The following is an 18714-nucleotide window of genomic DNA, read 5'->3' on the forward strand; positions in this document are numbered from 1 at the left end:
GGTCAGACTCCATGGGTCTGCAGCCACATCTCCAGCAGGGCCACCTGCCAAAGCTTGGAACCGCGCAGCGGGGTTATGTGATCACGGGGCGCATCCATCAGCTGGTCCAGATATTCCCGGCGGAACAGACCGCGCTGACGACAGGTATCGCTGTCCAGAAAATCGCGTACAAATTCCAGATACGGCCCTTCGATATACTTCAGCGCCGGCACCGGGAAGTACCCCTTGGGCCGGTCTATCACCTCGTTAGGGATGATCCGCCGCGCCATCTCCTTGAGCACATACTTGCCGCTGTCTTTCACCTTCAGCTCGGCGGGAATGCGTCCTGCCAGTTCGACCACCTCGTGATCGAGGAACGGCACCCGCGCCTCCAGCCCCCAGGCCATGGTCATGTTATCGACACGTTTGACCGGGTCATCCACCAGCATCACGTTGGTATCGATATGCAGCGCCTTATCCACCGGGCGCGGGGCGCTGATCCCGGCAAAGTAGTTCTCGACGAATTGGCGTGAGTAGTTGTCACCTACGAAGTCTGCGCTGATCGCCTCGGCGAACTCCTCTTCACTGCGATCGAAAAACGCCTTGCTGTAATCCTCCACCGCGTCTTCGCTGTTCAGCATGGGTGGATACCAGTGGTAGCCGCCGAAGACTTCATCGGCCCCCTGACCGCTCTGCACCACTTTCAGGTGTTTGGAGACCTCATGGGAGAGCAGGTAGAAACCCACGTTGTCATAGCTCACCATCGGCTCGGACATGGCGCCGAAGGTTTCCGGCAGCGTTTCCAGCAGGCGGCTCGAGGGCACCATGATCTGGTGATGCTCGGTGTTGTAGTGGTTGGCGATGATGTCGGAGTATTTGAACTCGTCACCCTTCTCGCCACCGGCGGCCTCAAAACCCACCGAGAAGGTATTCAGCCCGGCCTGGCCATGTTCCGCCAGCAGACCGACGATCAGGCTGGAATCCAGCCCACCAGAGAGCAGCACACCAACCGGCACATCCGCCACGGCACGGCGCGCCACCGAACGGCGCATCGCCTCGAGCAGTTCGTCCTCCCACTCCCGCTGGGTCTTGCCCTCGTCGGCCTTGTCCTTCGGCCCCATGGTTTGGGTCCAGTAGCGGGTGTCCTTATAAGATCCATCCGCTTCGATCACCCGGTAGGTGGCCGGCGGCAGTTTGCGAACACCTTTCAGCAGGGTATAGGGCGGCGGCACCACGGCGTGCCACTGCATGTAATGGTGCAAAGCTACCGGGTCGATCTCGGTATCGACGCCACCGGCGGCCAGCAGTGCCGGCAGTGAGGAGGCGAAGCGCAGCTTGCCCTCCTGCTCGGAGTAATAAAACGGTTTGATACCAAAGCGGTCCCGCGCCATCACCACACGGCCGGTATCGCGGTTATGGATAGCAAAGGCAAACATGCCGTTGAAGCGGCTGACACAGTCCGGCCCCCAGGCGTGAAACGCCTTCAGGATCACCTCGGTATCACCGCTGGAAAAGAAACGGTAACCACGCGCCTGAAGCTCTTCGCGCAGTTCCTTGTAGTTGTAGATACAGCCATTGAATACCAGGGTCAGGCCCAGGTCTGGATCATGCATCGGCTGCTGAGCGTGATCTGAAAGATCGATAATTTTCAGGCGGCGATGGCCAAAGACGATGTTCTTCTGGGAATAGATGCCGCCCGCATCGGGCCCTCTGGGACGCAGTTTCTCCGCCATCCGTTCAACGGCGGTGACCGACGGCGTGCTGCCGTCAAAAATGATCTCTCCACAAATTCCGCACATAGGCTTATGTAGTTCCTTAACAGCGCATGGGGTAAAGGTCGCGACGTTCCCAACGTACTCTCAGGGAACGGGATGAAGATAAAACGACAGAATTAAGAACTGAGCGGGGGCCCGGGTCGGCAACGACCCAAGAAAAGGGGTTCAGCCGAACCCGCATTGGCACAGAGGCAAAGACTATCTTGCCGGGGGTCAGGCCCTTGAGGCCTGAGTGCGTTGTACTGAACACCCTGCCCTACCCATCAAGAAGTGATGCCTTTTACCCTAGCAAAGCCAGCACCGCACCACAAACGGGCGCCAAGATATAAGTATTTGTTTTAAAAGATTTGATTATTACGACCTGAAAACCTTTAAAGCCATTCAATCTGAAGGTCTAACTCTGGCCGCCGGTGCAGTACACTCGGGTAACACTCAACCGACTGAAAAGAAGGGATGTCATGAAACTTATCGGTTCCGCCGCCTCCCCGTATGTACGCCGTATCCGACTGCTGTTGGCCGCCACGGGTCAGGCATACGAGTTTGTCGATCTGAATATCTACGGTGAAGACCGCGACGAGCTGCGCAAGCAGAACCCGGCGCTGAAGATCCCGGTGCTTCATGATGGTGACGAGGTGATCTATGACTCACGGGTGATCTTCCGCTACCTGGCCGAAAAGCTGGGCCTGCCTGCGCTGAGCTGGAAGGAAGAGAACCAGCTGACGGTGATCGATGCGGTCAACGACTCCATGGTCACACTGCTGCTGTCGCAGCGTTCGGGGCTGGATACCAATGAGGACATTCTGCTGTTCAACCTGCAGAAAGAGAGGGTGACCCTGTCGCTCCAGGCGCTGGAAGGCCTGGTGCAGGATGGCCTGTTCAAACAGTGGGATTATCGCGCGATCTGCCTTTTCACCGCGCTGGACTGGGGGCTGTTCCGTGACACTCTGGTGCTGGAAGATACGCCCGCCCTGGTGAGCTGGCTGGTAGAGCAGCAGGAACGGCCGGATGTGATTCCGACCGATCCGCGTCTGGCCTGACCCGAACGCTCAGCGGCGCCGGTCCGACCGATCAGTAAGTGACGCGCAGCGTACTACCGCTGCCCAATACCCTTACCCGGTCGCCGGCGCGGAAGAAGTTCTGGTTCTCGACTTCCTGCACCACAGAGGTCAGCTGACCGTTATCCATGCGCAGGGTAATCTCCTGCCCCTGGGTACGGCTGGTTGATTCCTCGATCCGCTGACCGACGATACCACCGGCCACGGCACCGAGCACCGAAGTAATCACGGAGCCACGCCCGCCGCCAATGGTGCTACCGGCCACGCCACCAACAATCGCACCAGCGCCACCGCCGACCACGCCATCGGTGCGACCTTCAATCACTACCGGACGCACCGATTCAACCACCGCATACTGCACATTCTGCGCGCGCTGCACTTCACTGCGGCTGTAAGCATCGCCGGTCAGGCTCTGCTGCGCACAGCCGCCCAGCGCCGCCGTCAGCACCAGCAGTAACGCAGGGGCTTTCAAACTTGTTACTCGTTTCATCATTGTCCTACCTGTATTGCACCTCGGGGCGCTTAATTCCTGTCCCGCTCCGCCTGCTCCAGACTTAACGGATACGCAGTATCCACTGGCAGATCAGGGCCCAAACCGTTTCCCTAACCTTGCGGTACCAGGGACGCCTTTCCCATTCTACCGCATCGACCTCGACGCTATCGCCGAAATCAGTTTCGAATAACTGTTCGACCTCGCGGGTAAAGCCGGGTTCACAGACCTCGATATTGGCCTCCAGGTTCCAGCGCAGATTCCAGTGGTCCAGGTTGCACGAGCCGACGGAAACCCGCTCATCGAACAGCGCCACCTTGGCGTGCAGCATACGCGGCTGGTATTCGTAGATGCGCACACCGGCGTTGAGCAGGCGGCGGTAGAAACGCTTGGAGGCATAGTAGATCCAGCGATGATCGGTGAGCGGGCCTGCCACCAGCAGGCGTACATCCAGCCCCTGCCGCGCCGCCCGCCGCAACGCCCTGCGCAGGGAAAACGACGGCAGGAAATAAGCGGTACAGATCCAGACACGCTCTTTAGCCCGCGAAGTGCATCTGAGCGTGCTGATTTTGATGCTCTGGTTGGCCAGGCCCGCGGTACTCAGCAAACGGACCTGGGCAGCACCGACCTGGCTCTGCGCGGTTTGCTCCGACCCACCAGCGAGCTGTTCTGCGGTCACCCGCCACCAGAGATGACGAAACAGCGAGGCCATATCAGCCACCACGGGCCCCTGCACCCGGCACATCAATTCATGCCAGGGGGTTTCCGGTTTGCGCGGCTGATCGATATCGTAATCATCGGTGAGGCCGGCGCCCCCAATAAAGGCACAGCGGCGATCGACCACCAGCAGCTTGCGGTGATCGCGGGCGAAGTTGCGGCTCCATTTGTAAAACGCCACCGGGTTGTAAAAGCCGATTTGAATTCCGGCATCCCGCAGACGCTGGCGATCTTCCTCCATGAGCCCTCGCGAACCGTAGTCATCCAGCAACAGATAGACCTTAACGCCGCGTCCGGCAGCCTCCGTCAGGGCGGCGATAAACCGATCCATCACGATGCCGCTTGAGCAGAGATACATCTCCAGCATCACCGATTGTTGCGCCGCCTGGATCGCGTAGATCATCTGCGGAAAAAAGTGCTCGCCATCAACAAACAGCTCGACGCTGTTGCCGTCACGCCAGCCGAAACGCGGCCTCCTTGCGCGTATTCTGCTCATACCACTCACTCAGTGTTGCCTCGCTCCATACAGCCTTGCGTACAGTCCCTGTTGGTCCAGCAGCTCTTCATGGCTTCCCTCCTCGCTGATTTCACCGCCGTCAAACACATACACCCGATCCGCCTGACGCACGGCACTGAGCCGGTGCGCGACAATGATCGTTGTACGACCGCGTAGAAAATCTTCGAGTGCAGTATGCAGCGCATGTTCCGTTTCCGTATCCAAAGCCGAGGTTGCCTCGTCCAGAATCACCACGCTCGGGTCGCTTAAAACCATCCGCGCCACCGCCAGGCGCTGTCGCTGACCACCGGAAAGGCGGACACCCTGACGGCCGATCACTGTATCCAGACCATCGGCCAACCGCTCAACAAACTCCTTAAGCTGCGCCACTTCCAGCGCCTGCCAAAGCTGGCCATCTTCATATTCACGCCCCATGGCCAGGTTTTCACGCACGCTGCCGTTAAACAGCGCCGGTGCCTGCAGCACCGTGGCCACATGCTCGCGCACCCGGTCCAGGCCGATCTGCGTCACCGGTACGCCATCGAAACGCACCTCGCCTTTTTGCGGCGGATACAGCCCCAGCAGCACCTGCACCAGGGTAGATTTGCCGCCGCCACTGGCACCCACCAGGGCGATTTTCTCTCCGGCCTCTATCTTCAGGCTGATGCCGCGCAGCACCTCCTGACCTTCGATATAGCTGAAGTGGATATCGTCCAGTTCGATACCCACCCGCTTGTGGTCTGCAAACGGATCTTTCAGGTGCGGATAGGCCGGCTCCAGATGCAGATCCATCAGCCGGTTAACGCGCGTCAGTGCGGCGCGGGCCCCGAACCAGGCGTATTGGATGCCCAGCACCTCCTGCACCGGCCCCATCATGAACCAGAGGTAGCCGAACACCGCCATCATCTCGCCGATGCTGAGATCGGAGAACACCACCATCAGCATTGAGGCCGCCCGAAAGATATCCACCCCAACCAAAAACAGCATAAAGCTAAGGCGGTTGGTGGCATCGGACTGCCATTCAAACGCGGTGGAGTGATCGCGCACTTCGCGGGCCCGGTCGGTCAGGCGCACCAGGTAATGGCGTTCACGGTTACCGGCACGGATCTGCTGGATCGCATCCAGGGTTTCGGTAAGCGCGCCCTGAAACACCTCAAAGGCGCGGTTCTCACGTTTTTTCAGCAGCTTCACCCGCTTGCCGATCGACATGGTCAGATAGATCACCAGCGGGTTCAGGAACAGGATGAACAGCGCCAGCTGCCAGTGCATCCAGAGCAGTATCACGGCGGTGCCGAGAATGGATAGCAGCGCCACCAGCAGGCGGCTCACCGAGGTACCGACAAAGCGGTCCACGGTATCCAGGTCGGTCACAAAGTGAGACGCCACCGCGCCGCTGCCGAGGGTTTCGTATTCGTTCATGGAGATCTTCTGTAGCCGCTGCAGCAGGTTCGAGCGAATACGGAAGATCACATCCTTGGAGATGATCGTGAACTGGCGCGTCTGCCAGACGTTGAGCCCCAGCGCCAACAGTCTGAGCACCACGGTCAGCAACAGCACCGCGCCGATATAAAGATAGGGCCCGTGCCAGCTCTCCGGCACCAGCGGGTTAACGAAACCCACCATTGGCCCCGGTTGATTGAGCAGCACTTCATCCACCAGCAGCGGCATCAGCAGCGGCAAGGGCACCGACACCACCGTGGCCAGAATCGCAATCAGGTTGGCCAGCACCAGCTCGCGACGGTGCTCCAGGCCGATATTCAGAATGTAGCGCCAGTCATAGTGGCCGCTCTTTTCACCGCTCAAGAGAGAGTCCTTCTGCCTCGCTGTCACCCTGCGTCTCCAACAACCAATTGATAAAATGCCGCTTGGCGTTCACCGCTTCCTGCGGATGTGGCTCTACCAGAAAGTAACCGCCCGGCGTGGTCACCGTAAACTGCCGCAGCGCTACCAGCAGATCGCGCTCGATCAGACCATCCACCAGCGTGCCCCAGCCCAGCGCCACGCCCTGCCCGGCCAGTGCCGCCTGCATCAACAGGATATAGTTATCCATGGTCAGCACCGGCACGGCTTCCGCCGCGCTCACAGCGTGATGCGACATAAAGCGCTCCCAGGAGAGCCAGCCGGTGCCCATCTCATCGTGCAGATCCAGCAACGGCAGGCGCGCCAGCGTATCGCCATCAACACTGGCCGGCTCGCTAATCAGGCTGGGATGACAAACCGGGAACACCTCTTCGGCAAACAGGCGCGCAGTGGCGGTGCCCGGTTGCTGACTGGCAAAACCGATAATCACATCCAGATCCTGCTCATCGATGTCGAAGGGGTGCTGGGTGGTCAGAATGCGCACATCCACTTCAGGATGACGTTGGCGAAACTCGGGCAGTTTCGGCATCAGCCAGTAGGATGCCAGGGCAAAATCGGTGGCCACATTCAGCTTCTGATGCAGGCGCCGGTGCTGCAGACGCTCCAGGGTGCCGGCAATGCCCTGCAACCCCTGCTCCACCGCCTTGAACAGCTCCTGCCCGTCCGGCGTCAGCTCAACGCCGCGGTAGATGCGGTTAAACAGCACCAGCGTCAGCTGCGACTCCAGGGCCCGGATCTGCTGGCTGACCGCAGACTGGGTCGTGCCCAGCTCGCGCGCGGCGCCGGTAAAGCTGAGATGCCGCGCCGCCGACTCGAAGATCAGCAGGCTTTGCAGCGGCGGCAGTCGATCGCAAAGTAACATTAGCCAGTCTAATTCCACTCATCAGTTTCCAGTCAGTTTACACCCTGACAGCCCTATGAAAAGCTAAGTTCACCGGTGCATACCGATCAACCAGGCTAATCCCACCCCGTTCGGGGTATCACCATGAATACAGGCTTTTATGTCCGCAAACACAGATTCCCAGGAGCTCTGCCAGGCCAATAGCAACCAGGCCCAGCCCAATATCCTTTTCATCATGGCCGATCAACTGGCTGCGCCGACGCTCTCCTTTCTCGGCGGCAAAACCGCCAAAACGCCTAACCTGGATCGCCTGGCGGCGGAAGGCGTGGTGTTTGAATCCGCCTACTGCAACAGCCCGCTCTGTGCGCCAAGCCGCTATGTGCTGATGACCGGCCAACTCCCCACCAAGATTGGCGCCTGGGACAACGCCGCGGACTTCCCGGCCGACTACCCGACCTACGCCCATTACCTGCGCCTGCGGGGCTATAAAACCGCCCTATCCGGCAAGATGCACTTCTGCGGCCCGGACCAGTTGCACGGCTTTGAACAGCGCCTGACCACCGATATCTACCCGGCGGATTACGGCTGGTTTGTCGACTGGGAAAACTTCGACACGCGCCCGAGCTACTACCACAACATGTCATCGGTGACCCAGGCGGGTCCGGTGCTACGCAGCAACCAGCTCGACTTCGATGATGAGGTAGTCTTTCAGGCCCAGCGCTACCTCTACGATCGCGCCCGCAGCAACGATGGCCAGCCATTCTGCCTCACCGTTTCCATGACCCATCCCCACGACCCCTATGCCACCCCGCCGGAGTACTGGGATCGTTATACGGATGAAGAGATCGAGCTGCCCAGCGTGAATATCGCCGATGCCGATCAGGACCCGCACTCCGCCCGTTTGCTGCACGTCTACCAGAAAGATGAGAAGCAGATCAGCGAACAGCAGATCCGCAACGCCCGTCGCGCCTACTACGGCAACACCAGCTACGTGGATGACCAGATCGGCAAACTGATGAAGATCCTGGAGCAGACAGGCCTTGCCGATAACACCATCGTGGTGTTCTCCGGCGATCACGGCGACATGCTCGGAGAGCGCGGCCTCTGGTACAAAATGAGCTATTTCGAGTGGTCCGCGCGGGTGCCGATGCTGGTCTGGTCACCCAAGCGATTCAGCCCTAAGCGGGTCAGCCAGTCTGTTGCCACCATCGACCTTCTGCCCACCTTTGTTGACTTGGCTGGCCTCAGCGGTCAGTCTTTTACCCCCATCGAATACGCCATGCCGATCGATGGCCGCAGCCTGATGCCACATCTCAGGGGTGAAAACGGCCATGATGAAGTGATCGGTGAATACACCGGCGAGGGCGTGGTAGCGCCCCTGTTCATGATCCGGCGTGGCGACTTCAAATATGTGTGCTGCAAGGGAGATCCGGACCAGTTGTTTAACCTGGCGGAAGACCCGAAAGAGCTGAACAACCTCGCGGATAACTCCGCTTTTGCCGATACGCTGGAAGCGTTCCGGCAGGAGTCTGCGCAACGCTGGGACAGCGACGCCATCACCGAGCGCGTGCTGGTCAGCCAGCGCCGCCGCAAGCTGATCGCCCAAGCCCACAAGCAGGGTGTCGAACCGGCCTGGGACCACCAGCCGTTTACCGACGCCAGCCGCAGTTACATGCGCAACAACATCGATCTGGACGATCTGGAGTACAACGCGCGCTTCCCTCGTCCCAACGCTAACGAACAAAAGGACGCTACATGAGACAGTCTCTATTCAAGCTGAACACCCTAAGCCTGGCCACCGCACTGGGCCTTGGCCTGCTATCCGGCGGCGCATTGGCTGCACAGGACCCGGAAAGCTGTCGCGATGTCAGCATGTCTGGGCCTGGCTGGACCGATATCGCTGCCACCAATGCGGTCACCAGTACTCTGCTGCAGGGCCTGGGTTACAGCCCAACGGTGGATACGCTGGCGGTGCCGATCGGCTTTGAAGGACTGAAAAGTGGCGAAGTGGACCTATTCCTCGGTAACTGGATGCCGGCGCAGAAAGACTTCATAGCTAAATATGAAGACTCCATAGAGATCGTCGGTACCAACCTGGAAGGCGCCAAGTTCACACTTGCCGTGCCCAAGTACGCCTATGACGCCGGCGTGACGGACTTTGCCGACCTGGCCAAGTTTGGCGACGAGTTCCGCGAGAAGATCTACGGCATCGAACCGGGTTCCGCCAGTAACGAAATGCTGTTGGACATGGTGGAGAGCGGTGACTTTGGTCTGGAAGGCTGGAGCGTGGTCGAGTCCGGCGAGCAGGGCACCCTGAGCCAGGTGCGCCGCGCCGTGCGCCGTGAACAGTTCATCGTGTTCCTCGGCTGGGAGCCGCACCCGATGAACAACACCCTGGAAATGGAGTACCTCACCGGCGGCGACGACTACTTCGGCCCCAACTTCGGCGGTGCCACCGTGCGTACACTGACCCGCACAGGCTACAGCGAAGAGTGCGGCAACGTAGGTCAGCTGCTCAGCAACCTGACCTTTAACCTGGAGATGGAAAACGAAATCATGGGCTACATCCTTGATGACGGCATGTCCGACAATGATGCCGCGCGCAAGTGGCTGAGCGAAAACCCGGAGGCGATCAAGCCCTGGCTGGAAAACGTCACCACCCTGTCCGGCGAACCGGGCCTGCCCGCAGTTGAAGCCAGCCTGGCGCAGAAGTAAGCGCTGCCACGCACATTCCCCCGGCACCGTCGCGTGCCGGGGTTTCTGTTTGAAGAGTCCCCTGTATTAAAATCAAAAAGTACGGGAAAAGAGTACACTTCCGCTATAACAGTCCTAGAACCCATCATTGATCTTTTGGCCGGAGTCCGGGCTTGATCGACTACTTCAAATGGCGCCATCAACTTGGCAAACAACAGCTGCGTGACGATCTCAGTGCCGGCATCACCGGCGCGATCATCGCCCTGCCCCAGTGTGTCGCCTACGCGCTGATCGCCGGCATGCCGCCGGAAACAGGCCTTTACTCCGCCATCATCATCACCGCGCTGGCGGCGATTCTGGGTTCCTCCTGGCATATGATCACCGGCCCTGCGGCGGCCGTCTCCATCGTGCTGATGAGTATCGTCAGCGAAATGGCGGAACCCGGCAGCGCCGAGTTTATCTCCACTATGCTGACGCTAACGCTGCTGACCGGCTTGATACAGCTATTGCTGGGGCTGCTGCGTATCGGCTCGCTGGTGAATTTTATCTCCCACACGGTGGTGATCGGCTTTACCGCCGGGGCATCGATTCTGATCGCCTCGAGCCAGTTCAAATACCTGCTCGGAGTCGAACTGCCGGGCGGGCTCAACCTGTTTGAAACCTTCTACCAGCTCTGGCTCGCCCTGCCCGAGGCGCATATCTCGTCGCTGATAGTCGGCGCGGCCACGCTGTTCAGCGCCATTATTATCCGCCGTATCCATCGACGTCTGCCGCATCTGTTACTGGCTTTGGCCATCGGATCGCTCTGCGGCTGGCTGCTTGGGGGCGAGGATAAGGGTATAGAAACCGTAGGTGCACTGCCCTCGGGTCTTCCGCTGCCGGCGCTGCCGGAGATAGGCTTGTCCAGCATCAGCACCCTGGCTTCCGGTGCCTTTGCTCTGGCACTGCTGGGGCTTATCGAGGCGGTCAGCATCGCCCGCGCCATCGCTCTGCGTTCGCATCAGCAGATCGACGGCAACCGTGAATTTATCGGTCAGGGGATCGCCAACAGCGTTGGCAGTTTCTTCTCCTGCTTTGCAGGCTCCGGCTCATTCACCCGCTCCGGCGCCAACTACGATGCCGGCGCCGTGACGCCGCTGGCGGCGATCACCAATGCGTTGATTGTGGCGGTGATTCTGATCTCCTTCCCCAGCATCACCCAGTGGCTACCGATGTCCGCCATGGCGGGCACTATTCTGCTGATCGCCTGGAACCTGATCGACCGTCACCATATCGCTCAGATCCTGAAGATCAGCCGCCAGGAGAGCATCGTCCTGCTGGCGACTTTCGCCGCGACGCTGCTGATCGACCCGGTGTTCTCGATCTACGTCGGTGTGTTCCTGTCGATCGCCTTCTACCTGCGCCGCACCTCACGCCCCTCGGTGATCCCGGTGGCGCCGCTGCAGAACGCGCCGCGCCGAAGTATCCGCAATATCAAGCGCCACCAGCTGCGTGAATGCCCGCAGTTCCAGATCATCCGTATCGATGGCTCCATGTTTTTCGGCTGCGTCGAGCATATTCAGATCCATCTGCGACAGCTTGCGGAGCAAAGCATCGGCCCACCGAGGATTCTGATACTCGGCAAGGGGATCAACTTTATCGATGTATCGGCGTTCGAGATGCTGATTCAGGAAGCGGAACTGATCGAAAAGCGCGGCGGTCAGCTGATGTTCTGCGCCTTCAAGGGTGTGCTGCTGGATGATTTGGAGCGCACCGGCCTGCTGGGCCGTATCGGCGCGGCACGCTTCTTCGGCAGTCCGAAAGAGGCGATCGCCAGCGTAGTGCCTGAATTGGAGCGGGAGATCTGCGATCACTGTACCGCAAGGATTTTCCGCGAGTGCCCACCGGCGCCCGATTCACTGGAGAGAATCCCAACCGCAGATGACGCTTTAGAAAACGGCCCGAAAGACGACCGACTGGCCGAAGATGACTGACCGAAGATAAAGAGCCAGATAAAAGAAACCCGCCATACTGGATCGCAGTCGGCGGGCTTCATAAAGTTACCCAGCGGTGTCCGAAACCTTGGGTGAGTGAACCTGCAACTCGGCCCCACGCAATCTGAACGGGGCCAGCTTTCAGGCTTCTTGTCGTGCTAAAGCGTTAACACTATCCTCTTCCTACTGTCACAGGGCATTGATAACGATCAAGCCTGGGAGGAAAGATGAACACACAAGCCACCGCCCAGCTCCACCTGACCGATCTGCCGATCGGTGCGCTGACGCTGACCGCGAGCAATGAAGCTCTGACCGGCGTGGAGTTTGGTCGCGTTGAACATGCATCCCTGGATCATGTGCCTAACGACGTGCTGCTGGAAGCGGCGCACCAGCTCAGCGAGTACTTCGCCGGAAAACGCCAGAGCTTTGATCTTCCCCTGTCCCCCCAGGGTACTGAGTTTCAGTGTGAGGTCTGGCAGGCACTGCAGACGATCCCCTTTGGTGAAACACGCAGCTATGGCGAGCTGGCCAACAGCCTCGGCAAACCGCGCGCCGCCCGTGCGGTAGGCCTGGCCAATAACCGTAACCCACTGGCGATACTGATCCCCTGCCACCGTGTGATCGGTGCCGATGGCGCCCTCATCGGCTATGCTGGCGGCCTGCTGATCAAACAGGCCCTGCTTGATCTGGAAAGTAGTCGATCATAATAGCGGCCAACCTTGACAGCAGACGCTGCTGAACACTTGTCCGAGTAACCCTTTGCAGGTAGTTTATGCAGCCCCAATGGCGCCGGGCGCTAGCTCCCGGCCCTGCAAGATACCCAGAATAACGGCCCGAACGGATGACCATGGAATCACTGACTCTCTCTCCGCTGAAACACGCCTCCGGTGAAGTGCAACTGCCGGGCTCTAAAAGCCTGTCCAACCGCATTCTGCTGCTGGCGGCCCTGTCCGAGGGAGAAACCCGGGTCACCAACCTGCTCGACAGCGATGATGTGCGCCATATGCTCAACGCCCTGACCAAGCTGGGCGTCAGTTACGAGCTGGCCGAAGATCGCCGCAGCTGCAACGTGCAGGGCGTCGCCGGTCCGTTCAAGGCCGATGCCGCCGAGCTGTTCCTGGGCAACGCCGGCACCGCTATGCGCCCGCTCACCGCTGCGCTTTGCCTCGGTAACGGCGAGTTTGAACTGACCGGCGAGCCGCGCATGTACGAGCGCCCGATCCAGGATCTGGTCGATGCCCTGCGCCCGCTCGGCGCCGATGTGGAATACCTCGGCGATGAAGGCTACCCGCCGATGAAGATCAAGGCTTCTGGCCTGAACGGCGGCGAAGTCAGCATCAAGGGCAACATCTCCAGCCAGTTCCTTACCGCGCTGCTGATGGCGGCGCCGCTGGCCAAAGATGACCTGACTATCGTCGTCGATGGTGAACTGGTCTCCAAACCCTATATCGATATCACCCTGCACAGCATGAAGCTGTTCGGCGTTGAGGTGATCAACGACAACTACCAGCGCTTTATCGTTAAAGCCGGCCAGAGCTACCGCTCACCGGGCGAAGTGATGGTGGAAGGCGATGCTTCCTCTGCCTCCTACTTCCTCGCTGCGGCCGCCATCGCTGGCGGTAGCATCCGCGTATACGGCGTTGGCTCCGACAGCGTACAGGGCGACAAGGCGTTTGCCGAAGTGCTTGGCAAGATGGGCGCCCAGGTCAGCTACGGTCCAACCTGGGTGGAAGTCACCAAGGGTGAACTGAACGGTGTGGATCTGGACCTGAACGCCATCCCCGATGCCGCCATGACCATCGCCACCACCGCCCTGTTCGCCAAAGGCCCCACAGCGATCCGCAACGTCTACAACTGGCGCGTCAAGGAAACCGACCGCCTGGCCGCCATGGCCACCGAGCTGCGTAAGGTCGGTGCCGAAGTTGTCGAAGGCGAAGACTTTATCGAGATCACACCGCCTACTGAAATCACCAGCGCTGCAATCGACACCTACGATGACCACCGCATGGCGATGTGCTTCTCCCTGGCCGCTTTCGGTAACGCTCCGATCACCATCAACGACCCGGGCTGCACCCGCAAGACCTTCCCGGAATACTTCGACCTGTTCAAACAGGTCACCGGCTGATCGCCAGCGATCCAACCAAATCGTGCTGAATAAGGGCTTCTTGATGGGGCCCTTATTCTTTCTACAAAACGGCTTCTACCGAACAGCTTCGACAGAAGCCAGAGCAATCCCCTCGCCTCTCCCGAAGCTCTTCACGTGCCACCGGCATAAAGCCAACTTTGCGGGTAATCACTCATTACACTAAGTTTAATTCGGTTACGGTTGGCGCTATGAGGCGTGGATTCTGCCCTTGTTTCACAGCGCAGACCTACAACTGAACGGGCCGATCAGTCAGCCCTAAAACTTGCACGGCGTCCAGGCGCCAGCGCTTGGCCGCCACGAGGTTGCCAATATGACTACGGTAATAGCTATTCATGAAGTGGACGATGTTGCCCACTGGCTAAGCTCCCCCAAACGGGACGAGTTTCTGGCGAGTCACGGAATGACTGCGAAAACCTTTGTCAGCCCAGACGGCGGTAACAAAGTAGGACTTGTTATAGAAAACGTGTCCAGCGTCGCCGCACTTACCGAAGCCCTGCAAGGGGATGATGCCGCGGCCGCAATGAAGTACGACGGTGTCCGCCCGGCAACGGTTGAGCTCTTCGAAGCCTCCTAAGCCCGGTACCCAACCGGCTTTATCCAACAGCCGTGCTCCCGCCCCTAGCCATAAAATTTATAGAAATCGATAAAACGGGAAGCACGGCAGCATCAACAGACAATCGGGCCGTTTGTACGGAGAACGCTAACCATGGCCAACCAGGAAGCTGCCGAGCAACGGGCACTGGAACAGGAAAAGCTCAGGGAAGAGATCAAACAACTGCGCGCCGCTGGGCGAACCAAATGGATCACCCCCGCTGCACTGGCGACACTTCTGCCGCTGCTGGCAGGCTTCGGCCTCTGGGTCGCAGGCGAAATCAAACAGTACAACCAGGCTTATATCGCCCTGGCCGATCGTGACCGGTTGCAAGCTCAAAAGGAGCGGTTACAGGATCAGAAAGATAGCCTGAACCTGGAGGTTCAAACCCTGCTGCAGCTTAAAGCCCACTATGCAGCGGAAGCCGAGCGGCTGCGCCGGGACACCGCAGCCAAGCAGGCGACCATCGACCACACCTACCTTCGCGGTGTATACACCCGCGCAGAAACGCTCTATTCGCTGAACCATATTGATGGTTGGGGCCCGGCGATAGAGATCAATCAGCTGCGCCAGCAACTGGCAAAGCAACCACTGGCTGATGAGCTGTCAGTGACGCTAAACGATCTTCTGGAACGCTATGAATTCGCCCTGCAAGTGGTCGATACTTCCCGCGATATTCTTAAAGAGTTCGACCAGACTTCTGCCCTGATGCCTGCATCGGAATGGACCAAGGAGCTACGCCCCATGCCCGGCGGCTCGTTTAGCCCTGGCCGCAATATCATGGTAGCAAGTTATGAAAAGACGCCGCGCTACTATGATGTTGATGAGGGTAGGTTTCTCACGGAGGAAGAGACCGCTTCTTTCAAGCGCTAGAGCCTATATTGCCCGGAGTATCCTGTCTACTCGTGCTAATCCGCCCTTCTACCTACTATAGCCTCACCCAACACCTGCCCCATAAAGACATGTAAAGCTTGTGCCTTCGTACAAAAAGAACCAAACTGGCTCCCGCGTCCTACAGGAAGTAGACGCATAAACACCAAAGCAAACGATCCCAAGGGACTGATACATGGATAGTTGGGCTTCATTGACCTCTCCTACAGCTAATCATCCAGCTGAGCTTGGCCACATCACTACAGCGAACACTTCAGCAACTGCCCAGTCTGCTACCTGTTTAGCAACATCGCTACGCGATGAAATACCTTTTCTTCAATTCAGAACGAAACCACCTATTTTTTATCTCTTTTATATCAGTAGCTTATAAAACGCTACGGTACGATATGAAAATTAAAAGGTATACCCGCTAATAATTATTATGAGGTCGCAGACCTCATTAACAGGCTGTTATAGCCAAGGAGGTTTTCGTGCCATTTGATCTATCGGACGAGGAACTCGCGAAAAGCGAAGGGGAGCTAGGGGCGAAATTGCCGACGGAATATCGCGAAGCAATGATGGCCGACAACGGCGGCGAGGCGTCCACAGAAGAGGATGATTGGGAAATTTACCCAATCCGAGACACCTCGGACCGTAAACGACTATCAAGAACCTGTAACCATATTCTCAACGAAACCGAGTCGTGCCGTGGCTTCGGTAACTTTCCCGAAAACGCGATTGCTATCGCTGGCAATGGGCTTGGGGATCAAATGGTATTGGTTAAAGAGGGTGCTTCGTTTAAGCCAACGGTTTATTTATGGCTGCATGAAACAGGTGAAATGCGGGAATTAGCGGCCAACTTCAATGAAATCCAAAAGCTATAACAAGGCGGTCAACCGGACGCCAAAAGCGTGCCGCTTTTGGTTCCCTTCGCTGGCGCTCCGGCGCCGGTTACCTCAGCGTTATGGGGTGTCATAGTTGCCTACTTTAGACGTTACGAAAAACTGGGTTGCAGGGCTTAGCACAACACCTCTTTATCTAGTCATTGGTATTGTATTGAATCGCTTCAGCCCTATAGGGTGGGTGTTTGCGATTATTGTGGCACTGTTCTTGGTAGGGGGTATTTATAGAGTGGTAGTAGTCGGGCTTGTAACCAAAGGCTTTAGCCCTCTAATGGCGATCCTTCTATGGATACTCGCGCAATTCCTTATTATTGGCACTTTGGCGATCAGTGTTCGCGCAGGGATTTTTGGATGAGATCGTCCCATAACAAAAATTTCAAGTCGCCCGCATGCGGGCTGGGACCTCCACTGCTATGCAGTTCCGGCCCCTTAATTGAGCGTTATGTGGCTATCCCAGAGATTGAATAAAGAATAAGGCCCATGATCATTAGAGTTTTAGGAGCAGTAGTCGGAATATTCTTCGTAATCGGTAGCATCCTGATGCTATCTACCTCGACGGCCACGATTTCTTCGGGCGTCTCAATCTTGTTCTTAGGACTTATATTTGGGGTATACGGTTTTGCTGGAAAGAAAGGAATTGTGAGGATCTTCCCCAGCCTTGTTCAGCGTAAACATGATCGCTGAACCTCATAAAGAGGAAAATCACCAATGTACGAAGTAATGGATGGCCTCATCTCAATTGCCGGTGGTAGTTATGCCTACCTTGCTGCCGTTGGAAAAATTCAGATTTCTAAATCCGAAGAAAAAACTGAGAAGTGGCGCGCGAAATATGGGATGCTCGTTAAGATTCTTGCCCCGATCTTGATTGCTTTCGGCGTATTTCGACTTTCGCGGTCTTTCCTTGGTATTGCGTAATGGCACACAACAAAGCAATCAACTTCAGCCCTTCGGGCTCGGACCTCCAAAACGCTAAGCGTTTTTCTGGCCCGTTATTGCGGCGTTATATGTAAATCGTATGGAAAAAAACTTATATACCTTAATTGATGTGTTTGAAATTTTTTCAAATATGCCAACTGTGAAAATAATCTTGCTTTCATTCACAGCTATCATATGGATAGGTGGTAGCAATTATTTACTCAGGAAGCATTTGAATCGCATCAATAAAGACCGGATTGAGCCAATAGACAGCTTCAATGTACTAAATTCATTATTCAAAACTTACAATAAATCAGAGTGGTTACAATTTGGGTTATTATTTATGCTTACAGCAACTTTTGGCATTAGTGCTTTATACATAAAATGAGTAAATTTACATATAACAAAGCATTGCAGCGGACAAACCGATGAATGCAGCGTTAGGCATACAGGGATGGTATATGTTTAGACTGCTAGCAATAACATTTATATCTTTTTGCTCAGTTGTACCATTTTTAATGGTGTTTCATCGGTTTCTAGAATTAGATGACGATGTGGCAGGTTATATTTCATTTTTTCTGGCATGGATAATAACACCAGCGATCTTGTTAAGAATCTGGAAAGTTCCTCCTTATTTTGAGGCTCTACCTGTAGATATAGATGATCCAATTATGCAGGAACAAATAAATAGGGCCAAAAATGAATTTGGAATATTTATATCAGGTTTAAAAGATGGAAAGCTTGAGTCTTTTATAAAGTTTCCATATGAAATAGAAGGTAATACTGAGCATATATGGGGCGTGGCTCACTCAATAAAGGGAGAAGCAGTCATAGCATCTTTAGCATCAGATCCTGTAGGTGAGACTCCAGAAGAGCTTCTGGAAAGGCTAGATGTTCCATTTGATGATATTGAAGACTGGATGTTACAAGACTCAAAAGGCCTTAATCAAGGAGGCTATACTTTGCTAGCAATGGCTAAAATATATGAAAGAGATTTTGGGAAGCTTCCGAAAAGGTATGCTAAGGAATTAGAGCCTTTTGTTGATATTAAGTGGAATAAAAATGCCTAACAATCACACGAAGTTCGCCCACTCCGTGGGCTGGGACCTCAAAAGCTACGCTTTTTAGGCCCCTTGTTTGGCGCGTTAGGTTTGAGATTAATTATAATGAGTTTTAAAACACTTAATACCATTACATCAGTTATCGCATTCATATTGTTTGTCAACTTTCTAATCTACCCGCAATTTATATTCTTTATTTTTGGCATTGATGGCTCTGGTAGTGCCTATCTTATAGCGAGACGCCTATCTATTTTATTTCTCGGCATTTCAGTATTAACTTGGTTTAGTCGTAATGCGGAGCATTCTGAGGCGCGACAATCTATATGCTTAAGTATCTGTATATCCATG

General features: G+C 56.4%; 16 protein-coding genes. 11 read left to right on the forward strand and 5 right to left on the reverse strand.

The genetic code is table 11. The features are described 5' to 3' along the window. Positions 1–2: 2 nt before the first annotated feature. Positions 3–1778, reverse strand: a complete 1776-nt coding sequence (locus tag CLV83_RS21070) for an N-acetylglutaminylglutamine amidotransferase (protein WP_132297534.1) — start codon at positions 1776–1778, stop codon at positions 3–5. A 434-nt stretch (positions 1779–2212) separates the two neighbouring features. Between CLV83_RS21070 and CLV83_RS21075 the strand changes: the two genes are divergently transcribed. After that, a complete protein-coding gene (locus CLV83_RS21075; RefSeq protein ID WP_132297537.1) occupies positions 2213–2791 on the forward strand; it encodes a glutathione S-transferase family protein in 579 nt (192 codons plus the stop codon). A gap of 31 nt (positions 2792–2822) precedes the next feature. On the opposite strand, the gene CLV83_RS21080 is transcribed toward CLV83_RS21075, so the two are convergent. The 4 genes from CLV83_RS21080 to CLV83_RS21095 all read right to left on the reverse strand — a co-directional run bounded on the left by CLV83_RS21080 (position 2823) and on the right by CLV83_RS21095 (position 7252). Further along, positions 2823–3299: an outer membrane lipoprotein gene (locus CLV83_RS21080; RefSeq protein ID WP_104002994.1), complete on the reverse strand. Its 477-nt coding sequence runs from the start codon at positions 3297–3299 to the stop codon at positions 2823–2825. A gap of 64 nt (positions 3300–3363) precedes the next feature. Continuing rightward, a complete protein-coding gene (locus CLV83_RS21085; protein WP_132297540.1) occupies positions 3364–4512 on the reverse strand; it encodes a phospholipase D-like domain-containing protein in 1149 nt (382 codons plus the stop codon). A 9-nt stretch (positions 4513–4521) separates the two neighbouring features. Then, the gene (locus tag CLV83_RS21090) at positions 4522–6315 is read right to left on the reverse strand and encodes an ABC transporter ATP-binding protein (RefSeq protein WP_243642468.1); all 1794 of its coding nucleotides are present in this window, start codon (positions 6313–6315) and stop codon (positions 4522–4524) included. Continuing rightward, the gene (locus CLV83_RS21095; RefSeq protein ID WP_243642469.1) at positions 6305–7252 is read right to left on the reverse strand and encodes a LysR substrate-binding domain-containing protein; all 948 of its coding nucleotides are present in this window, start codon (positions 7250–7252) and stop codon (positions 6305–6307) included. Before CLV83_RS21095 ends, CLV83_RS21090 begins: the two co-directional genes overlap by 11 nt. A 121-nt stretch (positions 7253–7373) precedes the next feature. On the opposite strand from CLV83_RS21095, the gene betC reads away from it, so the two are divergent. The 10 genes from betC to CLV83_RS21145 all read left to right on the forward strand — a co-directional run bounded on the left by betC (position 7374) and on the right by CLV83_RS21145 (position 18375). After that, positions 7374–8972 carry a choline-sulfatase gene (gene betC, locus CLV83_RS21100; protein ID WP_132297543.1) on the forward strand — a complete coding sequence of 533 codons (1599 nt, stop codon included), beginning with the start codon at positions 7374–7376 and terminating at the stop codon, positions 8970–8972. Further along, positions 8969–9928, forward strand: a complete 960-nt coding sequence (locus tag CLV83_RS21105; RefSeq protein WP_132297546.1) for a choline ABC transporter substrate-binding protein — start codon at positions 8969–8971, stop codon at positions 9926–9928. The genes betC and CLV83_RS21105 overlap by 4 nt, the downstream gene beginning before the upstream one ends. 152 nt (positions 9929–10080) lie before the next feature. Further along, positions 10081–11880: a SulP family inorganic anion transporter gene (locus CLV83_RS21110; protein WP_132297549.1), complete on the forward strand. Its 1800-nt coding sequence runs from the start codon at positions 10081–10083 to the stop codon at positions 11878–11880. A gap of 227 nt (positions 11881–12107) precedes the next feature. After that, positions 12108–12587, forward strand: a complete 480-nt coding sequence (locus CLV83_RS21115; protein WP_132297552.1) for a methylated-DNA--[protein]-cysteine S-methyltransferase — start codon at positions 12108–12110, stop codon at positions 12585–12587. A 140-nt stretch (positions 12588–12727) separates the two neighbouring features. After that, complete coding sequence (aroA, locus tag CLV83_RS21120) at positions 12728–14005, forward strand: 3-phosphoshikimate 1-carboxyvinyltransferase (RefSeq protein WP_132297555.1); 1278 nt, start codon at positions 12728–12730, stop codon at positions 14003–14005. Between the two features lie 331 nt (positions 14006–14336). After that, complete coding sequence (locus CLV83_RS21125; protein WP_132297558.1) at positions 14337–14600, forward strand: hypothetical protein; 264 nt, start codon at positions 14337–14339, stop codon at positions 14598–14600. 132 nt (positions 14601–14732) lie between these two features. Continuing rightward, positions 14733–15491, forward strand: coding sequence for a hypothetical protein (locus tag CLV83_RS21130; protein WP_132297561.1), 759 nt, complete (start codon positions 14733–14735; stop codon positions 15489–15491). Positions 15492–15979: 488 nt separating this feature from the next. After that, entirely contained in the window at positions 15980–16372 is a 393-nt protein-coding gene (locus tag CLV83_RS21135) for an SMI1/KNR4 family protein (RefSeq protein ID WP_132297564.1), read from the forward strand. A gap of 726 nt (positions 16373–17098) precedes the next feature. Beyond that, the gene (locus CLV83_RS21140; RefSeq protein WP_132297567.1) at positions 17099–17305 is read left to right on the forward strand and encodes a hypothetical protein; all 207 of its coding nucleotides are present in this window, start codon (positions 17099–17101) and stop codon (positions 17303–17305) included. Positions 17306–17733: 428 nt separating this feature from the next. Further along, positions 17734–18375 (forward strand): DUF2314 domain-containing protein, encoded by a 642-nt coding sequence (locus CLV83_RS21145; RefSeq protein ID WP_132297570.1) that lies wholly within the window; start codon positions 17734–17736, stop codon positions 18373–18375. Positions 18376–18714 lie beyond the last annotated feature (339 nt).

The sequence above is a fragment of the Marinobacterium mangrovicola genome (assembly GCF_004339595.1).
Lineage (GTDB): Bacteria > Pseudomonadota > Gammaproteobacteria > Pseudomonadales > Balneatricaceae > Marinobacterium_D > Marinobacterium_D mangrovicola.